This is a genomic window from Nocardioides thalensis (genome assembly GCF_013410655.1).
GTDB lineage: Bacteria > Actinomycetota > Actinomycetes > Propionibacteriales > Nocardioidaceae > Nocardioides > Nocardioides thalensis.
Map to the genome: position 1 here is coordinate 4129917 of NZ_JACCFP010000001.1, position 24971 is coordinate 4154887.

A 24971-nucleotide genomic window follows, 5' to 3' on the forward strand; every position below is an offset into this window, starting at 1 on the left:
TTGCAAGCAGACGACGTTGACTGCCCGTACGGACAGCGACGCCCCTACCTGAGGCGTCAGGCGGGAGACTCTAGATCGGACGACGGATCGATCAGAATCTTCGCGTGCCGCTCGGGATCGCCGAGCGCCTCGAACGCCGCGGCGACCCCGCCGAGGCCGACGGTACCGGTGACCAGCGGCAGCACGTCGACCTTGCCGCTCGCGATCCACTGCAGCGTCTGGTGGAACTCCGCGGGGTCGTAGGCGAAGGCGAACCGCAGCTCGACCTCCTTGTTGATCGCCATCGACGGGCGGAACGAGTCGGCGCCCATGCACACGCCGACGACGACGATGCGGGTGAGCAGCGGGGCGGAGGAGATGGCGTGCTCGATCATCCCGGGCACGCCGACGCACTCGAACACCACCGGGCCGCGGGGCGTCGCCCCTGCCTTCTCGGCGGCGCGCATCAGGTGGGCCCACGGGAGCAGCGGCACGGCGCGGAGCTTGGCCATCGCGTCGATGCCGACCTCGGCGAGGGCGACCGGGTTGGTCAGGTAGCGGCTGGACTCCTCGAACGACGACCACGGCGACTCGACCGCGGGGTCGACGACGACGTCGGCGCCGCACTTCTCGGCGAGCGCGCGGCGGCCGGCGGAGAAGTCGCTGGCGATCACGTGGCGCACGCCGCTGGCCTTGAGCATCAAGATCACCGCGAGCCCGATCGGTCCGCATCCCAGCACCACGGCGACGTCCTTCGCGCCCACCTGGCCCTTGCGCACGGCGTGCAGGGCGACCGCCATCGGCTCGGTCAGCGCGGCGGCCTCGACCGGGACCTCGTCGGGCACCCGGAAGGTCATCGCCTGCTGCGTGAGCACCTGCTCGCCGTACCCTCCCGGCGCGTCCTGCGAGAGGCCGGTCAGGTGGATCTGACCGTCGGTCTTCAGCACCGGGAGCGCGACGACCCGGGTGCCGACCGGCCACGCCTTCTTGGTGCGCGGGCCGTAGTCGGCGACGGTGCCGACGAACTCGTGGCCCATGACCACGTGCTGGTCGGAGCGCATGAAGCCGTCGTAGCCGAGCTCGGCGACGTCGCGCGCCGTCTCGTCACCGTGGGTGCGGGCGTGCAGGTCGGAGCCGCAGATGCCGCACCGCTCGACGTCGAGGAGCAGCTGCCCCCGGGCCGGGACCAGGTCGGCCACCTCGGCGACCTCGAGCTTGCTCTGGTGGCAGGTGACCGCCCTCATGTCGAGTTACCTCTCGTGGTTCGTCGAGTTGACCTTCATGGTCATGCGAATCGCCCCCCCGTGGCGCAACGGCGACCACGAGGGGCGATTCGACGAACCATGAGGGGTGATTCGACCTAGGACTTGTCGAGCGCCTCGGCGACCCGGCGGTGGGCCTCCCAGATCGCCTCGGGCAGGCCGTCGAACTGGGCGAGGTGCTTCTCGCGGAAGCCCATCTCCTGCTGCCAGCGGGCCTTGTCGATCGTGAGGATCGTGTCGAGGTCGGCCAGCGCCTGCTCGTCGAGGCCGTCGAGGTTGAGCTCCTCGCGGGCCGGGATCACGCCGACCGGCGTCTCCACGCCCTTGACCTCGCCGTTCTTGTACTGCATCAGCCACAGCAGCGGGCGCAGGTTCTCGCGGTAGCCCGGCCACAGGAAGCGGCCGTCGTCGCCGCGCTGGAACCAGTTGACGTGCGCGAAGACCGGCTTCTCCTTGGCCGCGCCGATGACGTCGAGCCAGTGCTGGGCGTAGTCGGCCTCGGAGTAGGACATGAACGGGCGCATCGACATCGGGTCGTAGCGGAGCACGCCCTCGAGACCGTCGGTCGCGGCGGTCGCCTCGGCACCCAGGGTGAGGCCGTCGTAGACGCCCTCGGCCACGTCGTTGATCGCGCGGATCAGCGGCTCGCGGTCGCGGGTGCGGCCACCGAAGATGATGCCGTGGATCTCGACGCCCGCCGGGTCCTCGAAGTCCTTGGCCACGTTGGGGACGTTGGCCAGGGTGGTGGTGAAGCGGCTGTTGGGGTGCGCCCACGGGGCGTCGGCCTCCTCGGCCGGACGGTCCGCGATCCGCTCACCCTTCCAGTCGAGCCAGCCGTCGAGGTCGGTCGGCTTGTCGCCGCGACCCTCCCACCAGACCTCCTGGGTCTTCTCGTTGTAGGCGACGTTGGTGAAGATCGCGCCGACACCGGGCTTGATCGAGTCGATCGCCGTGGGGTTGGTCTTCTCGTTGGTGTCCTTGGCGACGCCGAACACGCCGTTCTCCGGGTTGAAGCCGCGGAGCACGCCGTCCTCGTCGACCCAGATCCACGCGATGTCGTCGCCGTAGAACTCGACGTAGTAGCGGTCGCCGAGCGCGTCGGGAGCGAGCGTCATCGCGAGGTTGGTCTTGCCCGAGGCCGACGGGAAGCCGCCGCAGATGTTGTACTTCGCGCCGGTCTCCTTGTCGGTGATGCCCAGCAGCATGAACTGCTCGACGAGGAAGCCGTTCTTCCAGCCGTCGTAGGCACCCTGGCGCAGGCCGTGGGCGATCTTGCCCAGGAGCGCGTTGCCGCCGTACGACGAACCGAAGTGCAGGATCGTGCGCTCGTCGGCGACGGTCACGAAGTTGCGCTTGTCGTCGGGCGTGCCCTGGCCGAGGTTCGGGAGGTCGCCGGTGACGTGAACGGCCTTCACGAAGTTGTCGCCGAGGTCGTTGATGTACTCCACGCCGACCCGCGACATGCGGATCATCTGGAGCACGACGTTGATGTTGTCGGTGAGCTCGACGCCCGCGGCGAACTTCTCGAGCGGGGAGCCCTTCGGCGACATCAGGTAGGGGATGACGTACATCGTCTTGCCCGCGGAGGCGCCGGTCATCAGCTCGATGAGCTTCGGCTTCATCTCCGAGGCGGGCTTCCAGTTGTTGTAGACGCCCTTGTCGGCCTCGTCGCTCGTGGCGACGACGGTGCGCTCCTCGGTGCGGGCGACGTCCTTGAAGTAGGACCGGGAGTAGTAGTTGCCGTCGCCCGCGGGAAGCAGCTCTCCCGCCGCGAGCGCCTCCTGGACCAGACGCGCGTCGTCAGCCGCGCTGACTACCTCCACGCGCTCCGCACCGGTCACCCCCGCCCAGTGCGCGACGTACTCCCGGACGTGGGTGTTCGACAACCCCGCTTCGTCCAGAACCCGCTCGAGATCCACCATGCCAGCCAGCCTTTCGATCCTGTTGAGGGTGGGGGCAAGTTACCTCACGCCGAGGTCGCGGTCGCCGCTGGCGTCGCGCTGCCCGCTCTGCGGACATCGTCGTCCCGGGTGACAGGGAACCACCCGCGAGAGGCTCGCTGCACATCGCGGACAGGCGTTGTGGCCTTTCCCACAAGTTGGATCGTGCCAACCGGCAGGGGCGGCTCGAGAGCCGAAGATCCGCCGGTACGGCGCCGGCCGCGCCGTACGTCCTCGTGACCGGAGGTCACTCGCCGATGTAGCTCATCACGTGCTTGATGCGGGTGTAGTCCTCGAGGCCGTACATCGACAGGTCCTTGCCGTAGCCGGAGTGCTTGAAGCCGCCGTGCGGCATCTCGGACACGAACGGGATGTGGGTGTTGATCCACACGACGCCGAAGTCGAGCTTGCGGCTCATCCGCATCGCCCGGCCGTGGTCCTTGGTCCACACCGAGGAGGACAGGCCGTACTGCACGCCGTTGGCCCAGGCGAGCGCCTCGGCCTCGTCGGAGAACCGCTGGACGGTGATGACGGGCCCGAAGATCTCGGTCTGGATCTGCTCGTCGTCCTGCCTGAGCCCCGACAGCACGGTGGGCTCGTAGAAGAAGCCGTTGGCGCCGCCGTCGACCGTGGCAGGGGCGCCACCGCTGGCGATGGTGGCGTGGTCGGGTAGGCGGTCGACCATCCCCTTCACGCGCGCGAGCTGGTCGGCGTTGTTGAGCGCGCCGTAGAGGATGTCCTCGTCGTCGGGCATGCCGGTGCGGGTGCTGCGTGCCTGCTCGGCGAGCGCCGACACGAACTCGTCGTGGATGCCGGGTCCGGCGAGGACGCGGGTGGCGGCGGTGCAGTCCTGGCCGGCGTTGAAGTAGCCGGCGACGGCGATCGCCTCCGCCGCCTTCTCGATGTCGGCGTCGTCGAACACGATCACCGGCGCCTTGCCGCCGAGCTCGAGGTGCACGCGCTTGAGGTCGGTCGCCGCCGAGCCCGCGACCTCCATGCCGGCGCGGACCGAGCCGGTGATCGCGACCATCTGCGGCGTGGGGTGCGCGACCAGCGCGCGACCGGTGTCGCGGTCGCCGCAGACGACGTTGAGGACGCCGGGCGGCAGGAACTCCTGGCAGATCTCGGCGAGCAGGGTCGAGCTGGCGGGCGTGGTGTCCGAGGGCTTGAGCACGACGGTGTTGCCGGCCGCGAGGGCGGGCGCGATCTTCCAGATCATCATCATCAGCGGGTAGTTCCACGGGGTCACCTGGCCGATGACGCCGATCGGCTCGCGCCGGATCCAGCTGGTGTGGTCCTCGAGGTACTCCCCCGCCGACTTGCCCTCGAGCACCCGCGTCGCTCCGGCGAAGAAGCGGAAGTGGTCCGAGGCCATCCCCATCTCCTCGTCCATCGTGATCTGGAACGGCTTGCCGGTGTCGGCGACCTCCACCCGGCAGATCTCCTCGGCGCGCGCGTCGATCGCGTCGGCGATCTTCAACAGCGCCGTCGCCCGCTCCTTCGGCGTCGCGTAGGCCCAGCCCTCGAACGCGGCGTCCGCGGCGCCGTACGCCTTGTCGAGGTCGGCGGCGCCGGACAGCGGGGCGCGCGCGTAGACCTCCCCGGTCGCCGGGTCGACGACGTCGTACGTCGCACCCTCTGCGGCGTCGACGAGCTCGCCGTTGATGACGTTCTTGAAGGACTGGCCGGAAGCGGTGGTCATGCGCCCGACTCTAGCCAGCGACCGACGAAATCAGGAGGGAGAGACCGCGGTTTTCGTTCGGATTCGTCGCCTGCGGCGTCGTACGCAACGGATTCACTTGCAGAAGGTGGGTACATCGATCACCATGGTGACCATGCTCGACGACACCCAGCTGCAGCGCGCCGCCAAGGACCACCTGTGGATGCACTTCACCCAGCACGGGCGGTACGTCGGGGACGGTCCCGACCATGACGTGCCGGTGATCGTGCGCGGCGAGGGCGTCTATCTCTACGACAGCCACGGCAAGCGCTACCTCGACGGGCTGGCCGGCCTGTTCGTCTCCCAGCTGGGCCACGGCCGGCGCGACCTCGCCGAGGCCGCGGCCAAGCAGGCCGAGACGCTGGCGTTCATGCCGCTGTGGTCCTATGCCCACCCGGCGGCGATCGAGCTCGCCGACAAGGTCGCGGGCTACGCCCCCGGCGACCTCAACCGCGTCTTCTTCACCTCCGGCGGCGGCGAGGCCGTCGAGAGCGCCTGGAAGCTGGCGAAGAACTACTTCAAGCTCACCGGCAAGCCGATGAAGCACAAGGTCATCAGCCGCGCGATCGCCTACCACGGCACTACCCAGGGTGCGCTCTCGATCACCGGCCTGCCGGGCCTCAAGGCGCAGTTCGAGCCGCTGGTGCCCTCGACGTTCCGGGTGCCCAACACCAACGTCTACCGCGCCGACGACATCACCGGCGGCCTCCTCGACGGGTCCGACCCCGAGGCGTTCGGCCGCTGGGCCGCCGACCAGATCGAGGTCGCGATCCTCAACGAGGGCGCCGAGACCGTGGCCGCGGTCTTCCTCGAGCCGGTGCAGAACGCCGGCGGGTGCTTCCCGCCGCCGCCGGGCTACTTCCAGCGGGTCCGCGAGATCTGCGACCGGCACGACGTACTGCTGGTCTCCGACGAGGTGATCTGCGCCTACGGCCGGCTCGGCGAGATGTTCGGCGCGACCCGCTTCGGCTACCAGCCCGACATCATCACCTCCGCCAAGGGGCTCACCTCCGGCTACGCGCCGCTCGGCGCGATGGTCGCCTCCGACCGGCTGTTCGAGCCGTTCTCGACGGGCTCGTCGATGTTCGCCCACGGCTACACGTTCGGCGGCCACCCGGTCGCTTCGGCCATCGGCCTGAAGAACATGCAGATCTTCGAGGACGAGGGAGTCCTCGACCACGTCCAGGCCAACGCGCCGGCCTTCCGCGCGACCCTCGAGCGGCTGCTGGACCTGCCGATCGTCGGCGACGTGCGCGGCGAGGGGTTCTTCTACGGGATCGAGCTCGTCAAGGACAAGGGCACCAAGGAGACGTTCACCCACGACGAGTGCGACCGCATCCTCTACGGGTTCGTCTCCAAGGCGCTGTACGACGCCGGCCTCTACTGCCGTGCCGACGACCGCGGCGACCCGGTCATCCAGCTCTCACCGCCGCTGGTCTCCACCCAGGAGCACTTCGACGAGATGGAGCAGATCCTGCGCACCGTCCTCGACAAGGCGTGGTCGCTGATCTGATCCGGGTGCATGATGCGGAGATGAACGACACAGGTCTCCGCAGCGGCGTCGTCGCCGTACTGGCGCTCTGCCCGGTGCTCGCGACCGGCCCCGCCGGCGCGGGCGAGGAGGCCCCGACCTGCGCGGGGCTGGACGCGACGATCGTCGACCTGTCCGGCGACCCGGTGGACGGCACGCCGGGCGAGGACGTCATCGTCGCCACCGGGACCGTGCACGCCAAGGGCGGCCACGACGTCGTGTGCGGCACCGACATCTGGGGCGAGGGCGGCGACGACGCCCTCCTGCTCACGGGGCCTGGCGAGGCGCACGGCGGCGGCGGCAACGACCAGGTGCGCGGCAGCACCGGCGACGACGACCTCGGCGGCGGCCCGGGCCGCGACTTCATCCGCGGCAAGCGCGGCGACGACTTCGTCCGCGCCGAGAACGGCGACGACTCCGTCTACGGCAATCGCGGCTCCGACCACCTCAAGGGCGGAGACGGCGACGACTACCTCCACGGCGGCCCCGGCGCCGACTCCGGCCGCGGCGGCCGCGGCGACGACACCCTCGTCAGCCTGACCCCCGACGCCCGCTGACCCGACGAACCGGCACGGTTGGCGGGCCGAACCGGCACACTTCGGGGTGCGAACCGGCACACGTCGGGATGCGAACTGGCGGGCTTCGGGGTGCGAACTGGCGCGCTTCGGGGTGCGAACTGGCGCCGTCCGGGGTACGACGCCCGACGGCCACTGATCAGCGACGGCGCCCGCGATAGGACTGATCGGGAGCGCGCGCGTAGATGCGCTTGGTCGTCGGCCAAGGCGCCCGGCCGGCGTAGGCGCCCGAGAACTCGGCGAGCCACTGCACGCGGCCCTCGCCGCTGAACCCGTTCTTCCGCACGACGACGATGATCCAGTCGGCCGCCGCCCGCAAGGCCTCACGGCGGGCGGCGTCGTGCGCGATGTCGGGTTCCTCCGAGTGATGCTCCTCGCCGTCGTACTCAACGGCGACGCGGAGGTGCTCGTATGCGTTCTCGACCTTGGCGCGGCCCCAGCCCGGGACCTGAACCCACACCTGCGCGGCCGGCATCGGAAATCCCTCGTCGTGCAGGTCGATGGCCACCCACGACTCCGGCTGCGAGTCCGCTCCTATCCGACTGAGCCCGATCAGCTCTCGGAGCTGGATGACACCCCGGCGACCGGCGAACCGGGGCAACAATCGCTTCAGGCTCGCCTGGCTCAGGTCGAACTTCGTCCGGAACGCCTCGATCGCGCCGAACGCGCGGTGGCGGCCTCTGAGGCAGCCGAGGTCGCAGGCAGTGCGCTCTGGGGTCGTTACCAGGATGTCGCCGAGGGTCATCACCTCGTCCGGGAGCAGCTCGCGCTGGCCGCCCAGCACACCCATCCGCCGCGTCCGGGTCGCGCCGCCGATCGACACGACCTCGAGCTGGGGCGTCACGTCGAGCTCGGCGTAGTCGAGGACGTCGATACCGTGCAGGCCGGCGGCGGAGCGGTCAGAGACCACGCAATGCGGCGGCAGGACGTGAGCGGCTGCGGCAGCCCGCGTCGCCGGGGTGTCCTCCCAGTGGCCGGGCACGTAGACGCCGTACAGCAACTGTTTGACGACCCCGCACCGAACGAGCCATCGCAGTCGGTCCGGTGTCACGCCGCGGGCCAGGGCGTCGGCCGCGGTGAAAGGCATGTCGGGTGGAAACGCCTGGGTCATGCAGACGGGGTGCCCGCGGCGTCGTACCACGAAAACCGAGCGCGCAGCGGGCTGTGGAAACAAGCCCAGAACCCGGGTGGCCCAGGCCCTGCCCACCTCTCTGGAGCCCCGAGGTGTGCCGGGTCGAACCCCGCAAGGTGCCAGTTCGCACCCCGAACCCTGCCGGTTCGGCCCGCCAACCCTGCCGGTTCGGCAGTCAGACGGTTGCGAGGGCGCGGGTACGGCGCCGCGAGGCGATCTCGCCGCCGACGACGATGACGAGGGAGATCACGAGCATGAGGGTGCCGACGACGTTGACCTGCATGGGGACGCCGACGCGGGCCTGGCCCCAGACGTACATGGGGAAGGTGACGTCGCTGCCGGAGTTGAAGTTCGTGATGATGAAGTCGTCGAACGAGAGCGAGAAGCTCAGCAGTGCGGCGCCGAGGATGCCGGGCAGCACCAGCGGGAACGTGATCCGCCAGAACGTCTGCGACGGCGTCGCGTAGAGGTCCTGCGCGGCCTGCTCGAGGGTGTCGTCCATCCCGGCCAGCCGCGAGCGGACGGTGACGACGACGAACGACAGGCAGAACATCACGTGGGCGATGAAGATCGTCCAGAACCCCAGCTGGCCCGCGAATCCCGCCTGCACGAAGAGCGTCAGCAGCGACGAGCCGAGCACGATCTCGGGCGCGGCCATCGGCAGGAAGATCAGGATGTTGGACGACGAGCGGCCGGCGAAGTCCCACCGCACCAGCGCGAAGGCGGCCAGCGTGCCGATCACGGTCGCGACCAGGGTCGCGAGCAGGGCCACGCGGATCGAGAGACCGAGCGACTCGCACATCGTCGGGTCGGCGCACGGGTCGAGCCAGTTGTCGAGGGTGAACCCGTCGAACGAGTAGACCCCGCGCGACGCGGGCTCGTTGAAGCTCATCAGCACGACCACCGCGATCGGCACGAACGTGTAGACCAGCACCGCCAGGCCGAGGATGAGCACCAGGTGCTCGCGCAACCACCGCATCAGAAGAGCTCCTCCGTCCCTGCCCGGCGCACGTAGACGAGCACCATGCCGACGATCAGCACCATCAGCGTCATCGCCAGCGCGGCCGCGACCTGCGGCTGGTTGGCGTCGGTCGCCTGGAGCTCGATCACCGAGCCGATGACGGTGGTGCCGGTGTTGCCCAGCAGCTGGGCGTTGATGTAGTCACCGGCTGCCGGGATGAAGGTCAGCAGCGTGCCGGACACGACACCCGGCAGCGACAGCGGCCACGTGACCTTGAAGAACCCGACCACCGGGTTGGAGTAGAGGTCGCTCGACGCCTCGATCAGCCTCGGGTCGATCTTGTCGATGCTCGCGAAGAGCGGCAGCACCATGAACGGCAGGAAGTTGTAGGCCAGCCCCATGATCACCGAGAAGTCGGTGTAGAGCAGGCCCTCCCCGCGCACGATCCCCATCCACTGCAGCGCGTCGACGAGCCACCCGTCGTCGGCGAGGATCAGCTGCCACGACAAGGTGCGCACCAGGAAGCTGGTGAAGAACGGCGCGATCACCAGCACCAGCAGCAGCGTCTTCCAGCGCCCCACCTTGAAGGCGATGACGTAGGCCAGCAGGTAGCCCAACACCAGGCAGATCAGCGTGGCGATGCCGCCGTACACGATCGAGCGGAGGAGCGGCTCCCAGTAGCGGTCCCAGGCGTCGGGGTAGTTGCCGAACGCCCACGACATGTCCCAGCCCTTCTCGTCCGACCCGCCGGGGTCGTAGAGGCTGGCGGCGACGAGCGAGTAGAACGGGATGACGAAGAACAGGCCCAGCCACACCACGGCCGGCACCATCAGCAGGTAGCCGGCGGGTCCTCGGCGCCGCCCGGTCTCCGCCATCGATCAGGCCCCTTCCTCGGCGCCGGCGTTGACGTCCTGCGAGCGGTCGAGGAGGAATGCATACTCCGGCCGCCACGACAGCTCGACCTGCTCGCCGACGGAGAAGATCTTGGAGCGGCCGGTGTTCTGCGCGAACACGGTCAGCTCCTGCCCCCAGGGCATCCGGACGAGGTACTGCGTGCTGACCCCGACGAAGCTGACGTCGCTCACGACGCCGCCGGGGATGGTGTTGCCGGGCGCGTCGAGCTCGGCGCCCGCGTCGCCGACGAGCACCTTCTCGGGCCGGATCCCGACCCACCCCTGGTCGCCGTCGGTGTGCACGCGCGCCGCCGGCACCGACACGTGGATGCCCTGCATGTCGACGGTCACCACGTCGGCGTCCCGTCGTACGACGCTGCCGCCGATGAGGTTGGACTGACCGAGGAAGTTGGCGACGAACGTGCTCCGCGGGTTCTCGTAGAGCTCCGCCGGCGAGCCCATCTGCTCGATGACGCCCGCGTTCATGACCGCGACCGTGTCGGCCATGGTCATGGCCTCCTCCTGGTCGTGGGTCACGTGGACGAACGTGAGCCCGACCTCGGTCTGGATCCGCTTGAGCTCGATCTGCATCGACCTGCGCAGCTTGAGGTCGAGCGCGCCGAGCGGCTCGTCGAGCAGCAGCACCTCGGGCTGGTTGACCAGCGCCCGCGCGAGCGCCACCCGCTGCTGCTGGCCACCCGAGAGCTGGGCCGGCTTCTTGCGTGCTTGCGGCCCGAGCTCGACCAGGTCGAGCATCTCGCCGACCTTCGCGTCCACGTCGGCGACCTTGCGCCGGCGCATGCCGAACGCGACGTTCTCGAAGATGTCGAGGTGCGGGAAGAGCGCGTAGTTCTGGAACACGGTGTTGACCGGGCGCCGGTAGGGCTTGGCGCCGGTGATGTCGTTGCCGGCCAGCTCGATCGACCCCGACGTCGGGGACTCGAGGCCCGCGACCATCCGCAGGGTCGTCGTCTTGCCGCACCCGGACGGCCCGAGCAGCGCGAAGAACGAGCCCCGCGGCACGTCGAGGTCGATGCCGCGCACGGCGGTGAAGCCGTTGGGGTAGCGCTTCGTCAGCGCGGTCAGCCGAAGGCCGTCGTACGACGCCGCGGCCTGCCCGGTCGCCCCCTCGGTGACGGACTCATCCAGCGATGACATCGGCCCACTCCCCTTCGTACTTCTGCTGCTGCTCGTCGGTGAGCGCCATGAAGTCCCAGGTGTTCGACAGCATCTCGGCGTCGGGGAAGATCAACGGGTTGTCGACGAGCGACGCGTCGATCTTCTCCATCTCCTGCTGCGCACCCTGGACCGGACAGATGTAGTTGACCCACGACGCGAGCTTGGCCGCGATCTCGGGGCGGTAGTAGAAGTCCATCCACGTCTCCGCGTTGGCCTGGTGGGTCGCCTTGTTGGGCACCATCATGTTGTCGCTCCAGAGAGCCAGGCCCTCCTCGGGCACGACGAACTTGATGTCCGGGTTGTCGTACTGCGCCTGGATGACGTCGCCCGACCACGCCTCGCACGCGACGATGCTGCCCTGGGCCAGCTGCTGGAGGTAGTTGTTGCCGGCGATCTGCCGCAGCTGGCCGTCCTGGACGACCTGCCGCATCCGGTCGATCGCGTTGGCCCAGTCGTCGTCGTCGAAGTTCTCCGGGTCCGCCCCGGTGACCAGGAGCATGAAGCCCATGGTGTCGGCCATCTCGGAGAGCAGCGTGATCCGGCCCTTCAGGTCCGGGCGCGAGATGAGCTCCTCGAAGCTGCCCACCTCGCCGACCTCGGCTGCGTTGTAGGCGATGCCGGTCAGGCCGCTCTGCCAGGGCGCGTGGTACTTGAAGTCGGGGTCCCACGCGACGCCGCGCAGCGGCTCGATCACGTTGGCGTGGACGTTGGGGATGCGGTCGGCGTCGAGCGGCTGGATCCAGCCGAGGTTGATCATCCGCGCGGCCATCCAGTCGGTCAGGATGATCATGTCGCGGTCGATCGGCTCGCACTCGCCGAGCTGGTTCTTCACCTTGGCGTAGAACTCGGCGTTGTCGTTGACGTCGACGTTGTAGGTCACCGCGATCCCGGTCTCGGCCTGGAACCGGCTCAGGGTGCTGCCCTCGGCCCGGCGCGGGTCGATGTAGCCCGTCCAGTTGGAGATGATCAGCTCCCGCTCGGTCTCCGACACGTCGGGCGCGCGGCAGGCTGCCGCCGACTGGCTGACGCCGTCGACGTCGAAGAACGGCAGGTTGAGGGCGGCAGCGCTGAGCCCCGCGAACCCGAGCGCACCCCCGGCCTTGAGGAACCCCCGGCGCGACAACGTCGAGCGACGGGCTGGTTGCTCACTCACAGCGGGGACTCTGCCACCGCGTCGCCCCGCTGACAAGCGATCCGGTTGCGCCGAAACATGATTGCAACGGATTCCGCGTCCAGTGCGACCGTTGAGTGCGGAAGCCGGAGTCTGCAACGATGACCCCCATGGCCGGCCCCCGCGCCGCCCTCGACCCGGTGTCGAAGGCGATCATCGAGCAGCTCCAGCAGGACGGGCGGCGCTCGTACGCCGCGATCGGCAAGGTCGTCGGACTGTCCGAGGCCGCCGTCCGGCAGCGGGTGCAGCGGCTGGTCGAGACCGGCGTCATGCAGATCGTCGCCGTCACCGACCCGATGGAGCTCGGCTTCGCGCGCCAGGCGATGGTCGGCGTCCGCGTCACCGGGGCGGTGCCGCCGGTGGCCGACGCGATCGCCGAGCTCGACGAGGTCGACTACGTCGTGGTGACCGCCGGCTCGTTCGACGTCCTGGTCGAGGTGGTCGCGGAGTCCGACGAGCACCTGCTCGAGATCGTGTCCCACCGGATCCGCGAGGTCGAGGGCGTGGTGAGCACCGAGACGTTCATGTACCTCGGGCTCCGCAAGCAGACCTACTCCTGGGGCGTCCGCTGACCCTGCGCCGGCTCACCCGCGAGCACCTCGCGTGCCCGGCGCAGGCGGCGGAAGTACGTCGCCCGGCTGGCATAGGTGTCGCGCATGACCGACTCGTGCGACGCGCCCGCTTCGACGTACCGGCGCAGCACCTGGTCGAGCAGCACCGGCTCGCCCGCCAGCCGCGCGGCGACGGTGGTCCGCACCCACGCGCGCACGTGCTCGGCCGCCGCGGCGGCCGGGAGGTCGCGCGCCGCGACCGGTAGCGCAGCGAGCGCGGCGTCGTCGTGGAACTCCTCCAGTGCCGTGAGGAGTACGGCGCCGCCGGCCTCCGTGCCGCTCGCGCCCTGCTCGGTCGCGACCACGCCGTAGAGCAGCCCGGCGAGGCCGCCGTCGCCCACGTCGGCGACCCAGGTCGTGACCGGGACGCCCGCCACCGTGCGGGCGAGGCCGCGCACCTCGTCGTAGCCGTAGGCGACGAGCGCGTGCCGCTCGCCCGTCGGGTCGCCCACGAGGTTGACGACGTCGACCCGGGGGTTGGCCACCCCGCACCACGCCATCGCGGCGGCGTTGCGGATCGCCGCGACCTCCGGCTCGTCGACGTCGGCGAACGTCACCTGGAGCGCGGTCACCACGGCCCGGTCGCCCAGGCCGGCAGCCACGGCGTGCTCGACGACCGGCGCGGTCAGCCGGGCGCCCGGCGCCGTCGCGCGGCCCGCCTCCGCGAGCGGCATCGCGACGACCGCCGCGACCGGCGTGCCGTCGGCGCGCCGCACCACGCGAGCGCGGGGGTCGCCCAGCCACGGCCGGGCGACCGCCCACAGACCGCGGCACACGGACTCCATGCCCTCGCGCAGGACCGCGTCGTCGTACGGCCGCACCCGGTCGGCGAAGTAGGCGGCGCCCACGGTCGGCCCGAGCGCGGCGCGGATCGCCGGGTCCGCGACAAGGCGGGCGAGCCGGCCGAGCGCCTCGACGTCGCCCGCGACCGCACGGTCGTGCTCGTGCGCGGCGAGCCGCAGGGTGAGCGCCGACGCGCGCGCCGGCTCGGCGGTCCGCAGCCGCTCGGCGACGACCGCGGCGAGGTGGGAGTGCAGGCGCAGCCGCGGCCCGGCCTGCTCGACGAACGAGCACTGCCGCAGCCGAGCGACCTCGGCAGCGGCGTCGCGGTCGGGCAGCAGCGCGGCGACCAGCCCGGCGTCGACGCTCCCGGCCAGCGCCGTCACGGCCATCAGGTCGGCGTCGAAGTCGTCGAGCTCGGAGCCCGCGATCCACTCGATGAGGTCGTCGCCGACCTCGCGTGGCGGCGCCGTCGGCGCCCGCGCTCCCAGTACCAGCGCGAGCGGCAGACCGCCCGCCCAGGCGAGGACGTCGGCCCGGGCACAGGGGTCCTCGACCCCGTGCGCCACCAGGACGGCGTCCGCGTCCTCCCGCGTGAGCGGCGACATCCGGCACCGCTCGCCGAGACCGGCGACGTGGTCGGGCAGCCAGCGGCGCGGCAGCGACCGCGCGGCCACGACCACCCGGCTCTCGGCGGGCAGCTCGGCGATCCGCTCGCCGACGCCGCGCAGCGCGGCTCCGAGGCGCTCCGCCTCGTCCACCACGACCAGGTTGCGGCCGCCGACCAGCTCGTCGAGCGCCGCGACCGCCCCGGCGTCGCGTCCGTCGACGACCACGACCCCGTAGCCCTGCCGCTCGGCGCGCCGGGCGGCCTCGCGCAGCGCAGCGCTCTTGCCGATGCCCGCGGGGCCGGTCAGCTCCAGCACCCGCACCGGCGCGTCGACCGCGAGCAACCGGTCCAGCCGGCGGTCGATGGTCGGCGGACAGCGGTAGCGGCGCGCGTCGAGGTCCTGCGCGTACGCCGAGATCGTGAGCGCTTCGACCGACGACCGCGGGTGGAGGTGGAGCGTGCCCATCGGTCCTCTCTCTCGAGCGGCTCCGGCGGCGTACGGCCCGTCCACGGTAGCCGGAGGCGGAGCCGGGAGTCACCCGTTCCGCCGACAGCGACGTCTGCGCGGCCGAGGTGAGGTAGAACCGTCGGGTGCTCTCCCCGCCGATCCGCCCCCGCACCGGCTGGATCGCAGCGCTCGTCGTCGCGCTCGCCACCGGACTCCTCGCGGCCGTCGCCCCGGCCGGCGCCGGACCCGACCGCCGTACGGCGCAGGAGGCGCAGGCGCCGCGGCCCAACGTCGTGGTGGTGCTGCTCGACGACATGCGCGCCGACCAGCTGCGGTTCATGCCGCGCACGAGGGCGCTGATCGGCGCCCACGGCACGACCTACACCCGCGCGATGTCGCCGCACCCGCTGTGCTGCCCGGCGCGCGCGTCGCTGGTCACCGGGCAGTACACGCAGAACCACGGCGTGAAGTCGAACTTCCCACCCAGCGGGGGCTTCCCGGCCCTCCGGCGTCCCGGCAACACGATCGGCCGGTGGCTCGCGCGCGACGGCTATCGCACCGGATGGATCGGCAAGTACCTCAACGAGTACCGCAACGAGCACGGCCGGCAGCGCGGCTGGCACACCTGGCAGCCGCTCGTGCGCAACCTCTACACCTACAAGGACCCGGTGTTCTACGGCGACGCCCGTCCCACGCCGGGCTACGTCACCAGCATCCTGCGCCGCCGCACCGACCGCTTCCTCTCCGCCCGCAGCAAGCGGCCGTTCTTCCTCGTCGCCGGACACGTCGCGCCGCACGGGACGCTGCGCGGAGGCCGGTGGGTGCCACCGGTCGCGGCGGCGCCGTACACGAACGCCTACCGGAAGCTGCGGCCGAGCTCGTTTCGCAAGCCGTCGTACGCCGAGCGGGCCATCGATGACCTGCCGCGCGACCTGCGCGTGAAGAAGCCGTCGCGGCGCTACCTCCGCGGCTACGCGCGCGGCTCGGCGCGGGCGCTGCGCTCCGCGGACGACGCCGTCGCCTCGGTCGTACGGCGGCTCAAGCGCACCGGCGAGCTCGCGAACACCTACGTCGTCGTCACCTCCGACAACGGGTTCCTGCTCGGCGAGCACCGGATCGTCGACAAGGACGTGCTGTTCGACGAGGCGCTCGACGTGCCGCTCCTCGTCCGCGGCCCGGGCATCCCGGCCGGCGCCACCGACGCGACGCCGGTGACGCTCGTCGACCTGGTGGCGTCGATCCTCGACTGGACCGATGTCCGGCCCGGGCGGCGTATCGACGGCGTGCCGCTCGACGACACCGGCGGCCGCGACACGATCCTGATCCAGACCGGCGCGCAGACGCGACCGACCGCCCTCATGAACGGCGGCTGGGGCTATCGCGGCGTGACGACCGCTCGCTACCTCTACGCGCGCCGCGCCGGGCACCCGCACCAGGGACTGCTCTTCGACCGCGCCCGCGACCCCTATCAGCTGCGCAACCGGTACGGCGACCGCGGCTATCGCGCCGTGCAGCGCGAGCTCGCGCGGCGCACCGCTGCCCTCGGCCAGTGCGCCGGTGCAGCGGGGTGCAACCGGTCCTTCGGCGCCGTGCCCGAGCCCACCGCGGACGCGTCGACGGGGTCGCTCGTCGTCGAGCCCGCCCTCGCGACCTTCGCGTCCCGCGCGGCGTACCCGGACCCCGCGCTGACGTCGGCCCCCGTCGGCGACCCGAGCCTGGTGCGCACCGGCCGGGGCACGGTGCTGGTGGCGACCGGCACCCTCGTGCCGCGGGCGCGGTGGGACAAGGGGAGGGGCTGGCGCTGGACCCGTCCCGCGCTGCGGCGGCTGCCCTCGTGGGCACGGGCCGGAGGGGTCTGGGCTGCGGACATCGCCCGCGTCGGCAAGGGCTGGCGGCTCTACTACTCCGCGCCCGTCGCGGGCCTCGGCAAGCACGGCCGGTGCATCGGCGTGGCCGTCGCGCCCAGCGCCTATGCGCGCTTCCGTCCAGGGGGGAAGCGGCCACTCGTGTGCCCGCCGCGGGCGAAGACGCCCGACGCGCTCGACCAGGTGCCCGGCGGCACGGGCCTCCCGAAGCGCGGCATCATCGACCCCTCCCTCTTCGTCGACGACGGCCGGCCTCACCTGCTCTACAAGACCGACGGCATCCCGTCGTCGATCCGGCTGCTGCCGCTCAACGGTCGCGGGACCGCGCCCGCCAAGGGCACCCGGAGCCGTGAGCTGCTGCGCTCGGACGGCGTCATCGAGAACCCGGTCGTGCTCCGCTACGGCGACGACTACGTGCTGCTCACCTCCGAGGGCGACTACTCCCGCTGCACGTACCGTGAGACCTGGCGCCGGTCGTCGTCGCTCACCGACTGGTCCGGCGCCGTCCGGCACCCGCTGCTCTCGCGCCGGTCGACCGACGGCCTGTGCGGTCCCGGCGGCGCGGACGTGCTCGAGACGCCGGACCGCACCACGCTCTGGTTCCACGGGTGGGTGCGCGAGGGCACCACGCGCCCGCCGAAGCCGCCGTTCTGGTTCGGGCACCGCGGGCCGCGGGCACGGCGGGTGCTCTACGGCGCGGTGCTGCGGATGGTGGACGGGGAGCCGGTCGTGGGGCGCTGGCTGGGGTAGTGACTGGGGGTTCGGCTGCCGGCGCCGCGGTGGTCGCGGTCGCCGGTCGGGCGCGAGGAGGCCGCGGGGCATGCGTGCAACACGCTGTTCGCGCGACTTGTCGCCGCTTCCCATATCTCCGGACGCCGGACATGGGGTCCGGAGATATGGCAGGGGACTGCTGGATCAGCGAACAACGTGTTACATGCCTGACGGCGCCACCGCTGCGCGCGCAGCCGACCGCACGTCAACCCCCGGCGACGTGCCCGTCCAGCCACGCTGGGAACTCGTCCAGCGACTCCAGCACCACGTGCGTCCCCGCCTCGACCAGCTCCTCCCGCGTCGACCCACCCGTCAGCACGGAGACAGAGACACAGCCGGCGGCGAGCGCGCCCTCGACGTCGTGGACGTGGTCGCCGACGTAGATCGACGCACCCTCGCTGCGCAGCACGTCGGCCTTGCCGACGCCCCAGACCTTGCCCTCGAGATGGTCGATGTCGAAGCCGATGTGGTCGACGTGGAGCTGCGCGTTGGGAGTGAACTTCCCGGTCACGACGACCACCCGCCCGCGGTGCTCGCGGACGGCGGCCAGGGCCTCGTGGGCGCCGACCATCGCGGCCACGCTCTCGATCGCGTGGTCGGGATAGAGCGCGCGGAACCGGTCGACGGCGGGCTGGATCGCGGCCTCGGCGAGGTGCGGCTGGAGCATCAGGTCGAGCGGCGGGCCGAGCTTGGAGGTCATCTCCTCGATCGGCAGCTCGACGCCCAGCTCGCCGGCGAGGGCCCGCAGCACGTCGCGGAATCCCGGCACCGTGTCGATGAGAGTCATGTCGAGGTCGAAGCCGACGACCAGCTGCCCGTCGCGGGCCGTCACGAGTCGAACCCCAGGCCGAGCCGGTCGAGCAGCCGCAGCCAGCCGCCGCGGCGGCCGGTCTCGTCCTCGCGCGCCAGCGCCCGGCGGGTGGCCTCGACCCCCAGCCACGCGACCGGCTCGGGCGGGAACGGCACCGCCGGGCGTCGCACCATCTCGAGGCGGGTGCGCTCGGTCGGCCGCCCCGCGAGCAGGTCGAGCATCACGTCGGCCGCGAACCGCGAGGCGCCGACGCCCAGGCCGGTGAACCCGAGCGCGTAGGCGGCGCGGCCGCCGTACGCCTGGCCGTAGGAAGCGCAGAAGCGCGTGGACGTGTCGATCACACCGGCCCAACGGTGCGTGAACCGGATCCCTTCCAGCTGCGGGAAGGTCGCGGCGAAGTGGTCGGCCAGCTTCGCGTACGTCTCCGGCCGGTCCTCGTGGGCGTCGTCGATCGAGCGGCCGAAGTGGTAGATCGCGTCGTAGCCGCCCCACAGGATGCGGCGGTCGGGCGTGATCCGGTAGTAGTGGAACTGGTTGCCCGAGTCGGCGACGCCGATCGCCGGGTCCCACCGGATCACGGCGAGCTGGTCGTCGGTCAGCGGCTCGGTCGCGAGCACGTAGTCGTAGACGGGGATCGTCGTCATCCGCAGACGACGCAACAGCGGCCGGAACACGTTGGTCGCGAGCACCGCCTGCCGCGCTCGTACGACGCCTGCCGGTGTCTCGATCCGCAGGGACGTCCCATCCGGGCCGACCTTCGTGACCCGTGTGCGCTCGGCGATCACGACGCCCTGCGCCTCCGCCGCCTCGGCCAGCCCCCAGGCCAGCCGCGCCGGATCGACCAGCGCGCACTCCGCCGGCGGCTCGCGCCGGCCGGCGAGGTAGGTCGGGGAGTCGACGACCTGGCGGACCGCGTCGCGGTCGAGGAACCCCGGCTGGTCCGGCTCGAGCCAGGCGACCTCGTGCGGCTTGGTCGCGACGGCCAGGGTGCCGCCCCGCACGAACCCGCAGTCGATGCCGTAGCGCTTCACGGTCGCCTCGATCTCGTCGAGGTTCGCGACCCCGAGGGCGTGCAGCGCGTCGTACTCGTCGGGCCACCGCGACCTGCCGTTGCTCTCGCCGTGCGTCAGCGACGCCTCGCAGAAGCCGCCGTTGCGCCCGGTCGCGTGCTCGGCGATCCGGTCGCCCTCGAGCAGCAGCACCTGCCGGCCGGGCTGGCGCTCGACCGCCCGGAGCGCGGCCCACAGGCCGGTGAAGCCGCCGCCGACGACGACCAGGTCGGTGTCGGCGTCCGCGCGCAGCGGCGGTCGCGGCTCGGGGCGTGTCGGGGTGTCGAGCCACAGCGGTTGCAGCACCGAGCCGGCGAGGGGGTCCACGTCGCGGATGCTAGACGGTCGACCCGAGTGCCCTCGCATCGTTTCCGGCACCGGCGCTACCGTTCACGCCATGGCAGCGGAGATCGACGTCGAGGCCCCGCCCAGCGGCAGCGGCTGCGCCGACTGCGACGCCCACGAGCCGCCGGGCTGGTGGGTCCACCTGCGCCGGTGCGCGACGTGCGGGCACGTCGGCTGCTGCGACTCCTCGCCGGCGCAGCACGCGACCGCCCATGCGCGCGCGACCGGCCACCGCTACGTCCAGAGCTTCGAGCCCGGCGAGGACTGGTTCTGGGACTACGAGGAGGAGCAGGCGTTCGACGGCCCTGCCCTCGCGCCGCCGACGTCCCACCCCGACGACCAGCCCGCGCCCGGCCCGAAGGGACGCGTGCCGCTCGACTGGCGGCAGCACATCCACTGACCCGCCAATCCCGCCGACACGGCCGCAGATCCCCGGCGGTCGCCTGCTGCGCCGATAGCGTCACCGCTCGAGAGGCCAGGCGAGCAGGAGGGACCGACCGTGGGGTCAGCGGCGCGACCTCTGCGATGGGCGGGCCCGCCGCCCCTCCTCATCCTGGTCACGATCGCCGCCTTCGTGCTGCTCCCGCTGATCAGCGACGCGGGCTCCGCCCCACCCGCACGCGGTGACGCCCAGGCCGAGCTGGTCGGTACGACGTCCGCGCCCGACCGTGTGGAGCGCGCACCGGACCGCGAGCCGCCGACGGGACCCGGCACCGCCGACGAGCCGAAGCCGCGGAAGAAGCCCGAGCCGAAGCCCCGTCCGGAGGTCATCGGCGTCGCGAGCGTCAACCAGTGGGCGCAGCTGCCGGGCGACCAGATCCGCGCCGACGCGCTGTCCTTGGTCGCTCGCGACGAGATCGACGTGATCGGGTGGCAGGAGGCCGACGACAGCCGGCCGGTCTTCGCGACGCTCGCCGACCGCGGCTGGGACACCCGGCAGTTCTCCGGCGCCGCCGGTTCCCTGGCGGTGTCGTGGCGGCGGGCGAAGTTCGAGCTGGTCTCGGCGGACTCCCGGCGGGTCGCCTACGGCGTGGACTACACGATGGGCCAGTACCCGTTCCCCCCGCGCTTCGTCCAGCGGGTCACGCTGCGGCACCGGTCGAGCGGCGAGCAGCTGACGGTGATCAACACCCACCTCCCGCACAAGATCGAGGACCTCGACCGACCCGGTGAGTGGCTCGGCACGAGCAACGCCGCCCGCGCCCGCTTCCAGCTCGCCCGGATGAAGCGCGACTGGCGCACCGCACCGGGCCGGTGGGTCGTCGGCACGGGCGACTACAACTTCGACGCCCGCTCCGACGCGCGGCACCGGCCGCACGACGGCGTGCGCGACGCGCTCGGCGAGTACGCCGTCTCGTCGTACGCCGCGCTCGGCCTCGACGGGCTGGGGGCGTCGCACCCCCCGACGGGCCGCTACATCGACTACGTCCACGCGTCCCGTGGCGCCCTGCACCGAGGCGAGCTGGAGTTCGTGCGGCACCGGATGGTCGGCGGCCTCTACACCGACCACAACGCGGTGCTGGCGCGGATCAGGCTCCGCTGACGGCGGCCACCCGCCGGAGCTCCACCGGGACGCCGCTCACGGCCGCCGTGCCGGTCGGCTCGTCGACGAACCGGTCGTCGGTGAGCAGGTTGGTGTTGACGCCGGGCCGCCCGGAGGCCACGGTCAGCCGGGTGCCGGCGACGTCGTGGCCCCAGCCGTGCGGCAGGCTCACGACGCCGGGCGCGACGTCGTCGGTGACCTCGACCTCGACGGACAGCCGGCCGGTGCGCGTCTCGAGCTCGGCGAGGTCGCCGTGCTCGAGCCCCAGCCGTCGCGCGTCGTCGGGGTTGACCTGCGCGGTGCAGTCGTTGCCCGTGCGGTTGAGGGTCTTCACGTTGTGCATCCAGGAGTTGTTGGAGCGCAGGTGGCGCCGACCGACCAGGACCAGCCTCCGGTCCGGCGCTTCGTCGAGCACCGCGCGGAGCCGCGGCAGGTCCGCGACGACCGGCGCCGGCGCGAGCTCGACCATCCCGCTCGCGGTCGACAGCACGCCGGGCAGCCGGGGCCGCAGCTCGCCGAGGTCCATGCCGTGCGGCCGGTCGCGCAGCTCGGCGAGGGTCAGCGAGTAGGGCCCGGCCTTGAGCAGCACGTCGAGCATCCGCTCCGGCCCCTCCAGCGAGTGGTCGGGCTCCACCCGGTTGAGCGCGCCGACGGCGTCGGCCAGCTGGCGATCGAGCTCGGCGATCCGAGCGGGGTCGCGCGGATCGCCCGCACCGGCGGCGATCGAGGCGAGCCGGAGCATCGTCTTCCACTCGGGCGGCAAGTCGCTGTCGACGACCGGCGCGGAGTAGCGCGCCACGTTGCGGACGGCGTACTGGAAGAGCAGGACGTCGTAGTGCGAGCGCTCGAGCGGAGTCGGCCCCGGCAGCACGACGTCGGCATGCCGGGTGGTCTCGTTGAGGTAGACGTCGACGCTGACCATCAGGTCGAGCGACTCCAGCGCCCGACCGAGGTGACCGGAGTTGGGCACGCTCAGCGCCGGGTTGCCGCTGAGCGTGAACAGCGCGCGCACCTGGCCGGGCCCCGGCGTGAGGATCTCCTCGGCCAGCGTGACCACCGGCAGCTCGCCCATCACCTCCGGACGACCGGAGACCCGGCTCGACCAGCGGCCGTGGGTGAACGGCCGGCGCGGGCCGGGGCGGGTGTTGGGCTGGCCGGCGGCCGCCAGCGGGAACATCAGCCCGCCCGGCCGGTCGAGGTTGCCGGTCACGACCGCGAGCACCTCGACCAGCCAGCTCGCGAGGGTGCCGAACCGCTGGGCGGTCGTGCCGAGCCGGCCGTAGACGACGGCCCGCTCGGCGGTGGCGAGCTCGCGCGCCAGCTGGCGGATCGTGTCGGCGTCGATGCCGGTGTGCGGGGCGACCCGCTCGGGCTCGAAGTCGGCGACCAGCGCGGGCAGCGCCTCCATCCCCGAGACGTACGGCGCCGCCGGGCCCGCGTCGGCGAGGCCCTCGTCGAGTACCACGTGGAGCATCGCGGCCAGCAGGAGCGCGTCGGTGCCGGGCCGGATCGGCACGTGCCGCGAGGCCGCCCGTGCGGTGCGGGTGCGCCGCGGGTCGACCACGACCACCGTGCCGCGCTCCTTGATGCGGGCCAGCCGGCGCGGCATGTCGGGCGCCGTCATCAGGCTGCCGTTGGAGACGAGCGGGTCGGCTCCGATCATCAGCAGGTAGTCGGTGCGGTCGAGGTCGGGCACCGGGATGGTCGCGGCGTCGCCGTACAGGTAGCCCGTGGCGAACGTCTTCGGGATCTGGTCGACCGACCCCGCGCTGAAGACGTTGCGGGTGCCGAGCGCCTTGATCAGCGGCCGCAGGTAGAGCGACGCGCCCAGCTGGTGCGCGGTGGGGTTGCCGAAGTAGACCGCGACCGCGTCGCGCCCGTGCTCCTCGACCAGCGGGCCGAGCCGCGCCTCGATCTCGGCGAACGCCTCGTCCCACGTGGCCTCCACGAGCACGCCGTCGCGCCGCACCAGCGGGGTTCGCAGCCGGTCGGGGTCCTCGTGCAGCACGCCGAGGCTGGCGCCCTTCGGGCACAGGAAGCCGTCGCTGAGCACGTCGTGGTCGTTGCCCCGGACGCGGATCCCGGCGGGGTCGAGCGTGACCGTGAGGCCGCAGCTGGCCTCACAGAGCGGGCAGGTCGTGTGGGCGGTGCGCGGCTCCATCGTGGTCGTGCCTCCTCCCGGGCCTCAGCGGACCCGCAGCCTCCGGAGCAGCTTGAGCTGCTGGTTGCCGAGGGCCACGAACCTACCGACCTCCATCGACGGCGGCGGCCCGAGCGGCACCAGCCGCTGGGTCGCGATCGTCTGGGACTCGGTGTACTTCCGCATCCCCTCGGCGCCGTGCCGGCGGCCCAGGCCGGAGTCACCCATGCCGCCCATCCCGGCCTCGATCGAGCCCGCGGCAGCCGCGGCGCCGTCGTTGATGTTCACCGAGCCTGCGCGCACCTGCGGTGCCAGCGCCTCGGCGGCGGCGGTGTCCCGGCTCCAGATGCTGGCCGACAGGCCGTAGCTGCCCTCGTTGGCCTTCGCCACCGCCTGCGCGTCGGATCCCGCGCCGTACAGCGAGATCACCGGTCCGAACGTCTCGCCGAGGCAGACGTCCATCTCGTCGGTGACGCCCTCCAGCACGGTGGGCTCGTAGACGAGCGGCCCGAGGTCCGGCCGGTGCCGTCCGCCCGCCACGACGGTGGCGCCGCGGGCGCGGGCGTCCTCGACGTGCGCGCTGACCGCGGCGAGCTGGGCCTCGGAGGCGAGCGACCCGACGTCGTTGCCGAAGTCGAAGGACTGCCCCAGCTTGAGGCCGGCGAGGCCGTCGACCAGTGCTGCGCGGAAGTCCTCGTAGACGTCGTCGTGCACGATGACCCGCTCGATGTGGATGCACATCTGGCCGGTGTTGGCGAACGCGGCGCTCAGGCAGCCGGCCGCCGCCTTCTGCACGTCGGCGTCCTCGCGCACGATCATCGCGTTCTTGCCGCCGAGCTCGAGGCTCGCGGAGATCAGCCGCTCCCCCGCGCGGCGACCGACGTGCCGGCCGGTCGCGGTGGAGCCGGTGAAGCAGATGTGGTCGACGTGGTCGATGAGCGCGTCGCCGACCACCGAGCCGGAGCCGGCCACGATCGCCCAGAGGTCCTTGGGAAGCTTCGCCTCGGCCATCAGCGCGCGCGTCCACAGCAGCGTCAGCGGCGTCTGGCTGTCGGCCTTCGACACGACGGCGTTGCCCGCGAGCAGGGCGGGGATCGTGTCGCCGACACCGAGGTAGAGCGGGTAGTTCCAGGGCGAGATGATGCCGACGACGCCCTTGGGCACCCGCACCTCCCGCACCTTGGTGAGTCCGGGCATCGCGCCGCGCACGCGGTGGGGCTTGAGGTAGTGGGCGCCGTGCCGCGCGTAGTGGCGGGCGATGTTGGCGACCTGGAGGATCTCCTGCCAGGCGCTGAACCGGTTCTTGCCGGTCTCCCACTGGATCAGGTCGACGACCTCGTCCTGCCGCTCGACGAGCAGGTCGTGGAAGCGCAGCACCACCTCGGCACGGGTGGCGTAGGGCAGCACGGCCCACGGGCTCTGCGCCGCCCGGGCGGCGCGGGCGGCCGCGGCGACGTCGTCGACGGTGCAGGTCGGCACCGCGGCGGTCACCCGGCCGTCGTACGGCGCGACCGGCTCGATCGTGGGAGCCCCGTTGTCCGCGAGGGCGGCGACCCATGCGGTCCACGCCGCCACTCGGGCGTCGTCGACCCAGGGCGGCCGGACGCTCGGTGCGGTGGGCGTGGGCCGGACGGCTGCTTCGGTCATGCCGGTCT

At 72.0% G+C, this 24971-nt stretch carries 19 protein-coding genes; 6 read left to right on the forward strand and 13 right to left on the reverse strand.

What is annotated here, in order from left to right:
• Window positions 1-56 precede the first annotated feature (56 nt).
• From HNR19_RS20040 to HNR19_RS20050, 3 genes are all read right to left on the reverse strand, one after another.
• Window positions 57-1223 carry a zinc-binding dehydrogenase gene (locus HNR19_RS20040; RefSeq protein WP_179669548.1) on the reverse strand — a complete coding sequence of 389 codons (1167 nt, stop codon included), beginning with the start codon at window positions 1221-1223 and terminating at the stop codon, window positions 57-59.
• Window positions 1224-1339: 116 nt separating this feature from the next.
• Window positions 1340-3163 carry a phosphoenolpyruvate carboxykinase (GTP) gene (locus HNR19_RS20045; RefSeq protein ID WP_179669549.1) on the reverse strand — a complete coding sequence of 608 codons (1824 nt, stop codon included), beginning with the start codon at window positions 3161-3163 and terminating at the stop codon, window positions 1340-1342.
• Window positions 3164-3428: 265 nt separating this feature from the next.
• On the reverse strand, window positions 3429-4883 hold the full coding sequence (locus HNR19_RS20050; RefSeq protein WP_179669550.1) for a gamma-aminobutyraldehyde dehydrogenase: 1455 nt from the start codon (window positions 4881-4883) through the stop codon (window positions 3429-3431).
• A gap of 133 nt (window positions 4884-5016) precedes the next feature.
• Between HNR19_RS20050 and HNR19_RS20055 the strand changes: the two genes are divergently transcribed.
• Complete coding sequence (locus tag HNR19_RS20055) at window positions 5017-6414, forward strand: aspartate aminotransferase family protein (RefSeq protein WP_179669551.1); 1398 nt, start codon at window positions 5017-5019, stop codon at window positions 6412-6414.
• A 20-nt stretch (window positions 6415-6434) separates the two neighbouring features.
• Window positions 6435-6989, forward strand: a complete 555-nt coding sequence (locus HNR19_RS20060) for a calcium-binding protein (RefSeq protein WP_179669552.1) — start codon at window positions 6435-6437, stop codon at window positions 6987-6989.
• Between the two features lie 157 nt (window positions 6990-7146).
• Here the strand turns inward: HNR19_RS20060 and HNR19_RS20065 are convergent, their stop codons facing one another.
• From HNR19_RS20065 to HNR19_RS20085, 5 genes are all read right to left on the reverse strand, one after another.
• Window positions 7147-8214, reverse strand: coding sequence for a type IV toxin-antitoxin system AbiEi family antitoxin domain-containing protein (locus HNR19_RS20065; protein ID WP_179669553.1), 1068 nt, complete (start codon window positions 8212-8214; stop codon window positions 7147-7149).
• 100 nt (window positions 8215-8314) lie between these two features.
• Complete coding sequence (locus tag HNR19_RS20070; protein ID WP_179669554.1) at window positions 8315-9118, reverse strand: ABC transporter permease; 804 nt, start codon at window positions 9116-9118, stop codon at window positions 8315-8317.
• Window positions 9118-9975 carry an ABC transporter permease gene (locus HNR19_RS20075; RefSeq protein ID WP_179669555.1) on the reverse strand — a complete coding sequence of 286 codons (858 nt, stop codon included), beginning with the start codon at window positions 9973-9975 and terminating at the stop codon, window positions 9118-9120. Before HNR19_RS20075 ends, HNR19_RS20070 begins: the two co-directional genes overlap by 1 nt.
• Window positions 9976-9978: 3 nt before the next feature.
• Window positions 9979-11151, reverse strand: a complete 1173-nt coding sequence (locus HNR19_RS20080; RefSeq protein ID WP_179669556.1) for an ABC transporter ATP-binding protein — start codon at window positions 11149-11151, stop codon at window positions 9979-9981.
• On the reverse strand, window positions 11135-12325 hold the full coding sequence (locus HNR19_RS20085; protein ID WP_343047290.1) for an ABC transporter substrate-binding protein: 1191 nt from the start codon (window positions 12323-12325) through the stop codon (window positions 11135-11137). The genes HNR19_RS20080 and HNR19_RS20085 overlap by 17 nt, the downstream gene beginning before the upstream one ends.
• 128 nt (window positions 12326-12453) lie before the next feature.
• Between HNR19_RS20085 and HNR19_RS20090 the strand changes: the two genes are divergently transcribed.
• The gene (locus tag HNR19_RS20090) at window positions 12454-12915 is read left to right on the forward strand and encodes an Lrp/AsnC family transcriptional regulator (RefSeq protein WP_246303556.1); all 462 of its coding nucleotides are present in this window, start codon (window positions 12454-12456) and stop codon (window positions 12913-12915) included.
• Here the strand turns inward: HNR19_RS20090 and HNR19_RS20095 are convergent.
• A complete protein-coding gene (locus HNR19_RS20095) occupies window positions 12894-14810 on the reverse strand; it encodes a hypothetical protein (RefSeq protein ID WP_179669558.1) in 1917 nt (638 codons plus the stop codon). The two genes, HNR19_RS20090 and HNR19_RS20095, sit on opposite strands and share 22 nt — an antisense overlap.
• A 125-nt stretch (window positions 14811-14935) precedes the next feature.
• On the opposite strand from HNR19_RS20095, the gene HNR19_RS23640 reads away from it, so the two are divergent.
• On the forward strand, window positions 14936-17407 hold the full coding sequence (locus tag HNR19_RS23640) for a sulfatase-like hydrolase/transferase (protein WP_179669559.1): 2472 nt from the start codon (window positions 14936-14938) through the stop codon (window positions 17405-17407).
• Between the two features lie 226 nt (window positions 17408-17633).
• On the opposite strand, the gene HNR19_RS20105 is transcribed toward HNR19_RS23640, so the two are convergent.
• Together HNR19_RS20105 and HNR19_RS20110 are read right to left on the reverse strand one after the other, a co-directional pair.
• Window positions 17634-18260, reverse strand: a complete 627-nt coding sequence (locus HNR19_RS20105; RefSeq protein WP_343047291.1) for an HAD family hydrolase — start codon at window positions 18258-18260, stop codon at window positions 17634-17636.
• Window positions 18257-19615, reverse strand: coding sequence for an NAD(P)/FAD-dependent oxidoreductase (locus tag HNR19_RS20110; RefSeq protein WP_343047292.1), 1359 nt, complete (start codon window positions 19613-19615; stop codon window positions 18257-18259). Before HNR19_RS20110 ends, HNR19_RS20105 begins: the two co-directional genes overlap by 4 nt.
• Before the next feature lie 70 nt (window positions 19616-19685).
• On the opposite strand from HNR19_RS20110, the gene HNR19_RS20115 reads away from it, so the two are divergent.
• Entirely contained in the window at window positions 19686-20033 is a 348-nt protein-coding gene (locus tag HNR19_RS20115) for a UBP-type zinc finger domain-containing protein (protein ID WP_179669561.1), read from the forward strand.
• Window positions 20034-20132: 99 nt separating this feature from the next.
• Window positions 20133-21176 (forward strand): exonuclease/endonuclease/phosphatase family protein, encoded by a 1044-nt coding sequence (locus HNR19_RS20120; protein ID WP_179669563.1) that lies wholly within the window; start codon window positions 20133-20135, stop codon window positions 21174-21176.
• Here the strand turns inward: HNR19_RS20120 and HNR19_RS20125 are convergent.
• Both HNR19_RS20125 and HNR19_RS20130 read right to left on the reverse strand, forming a co-directional pair.
• Window positions 21163-23337, reverse strand: coding sequence for a molybdopterin-dependent oxidoreductase (locus HNR19_RS20125; RefSeq protein WP_179669565.1), 2175 nt, complete (start codon window positions 23335-23337; stop codon window positions 21163-21165). The two genes, HNR19_RS20120 and HNR19_RS20125, sit on opposite strands and share 14 nt — an antisense overlap.
• A 24-nt stretch (window positions 23338-23361) precedes the next feature.
• The gene (locus HNR19_RS20130) at window positions 23362-24963 is read right to left on the reverse strand and encodes a succinic semialdehyde dehydrogenase (RefSeq protein ID WP_179669567.1); all 1602 of its coding nucleotides are present in this window, start codon (window positions 24961-24963) and stop codon (window positions 23362-23364) included.
• Window positions 24964-24971 lie beyond the last annotated feature (8 nt).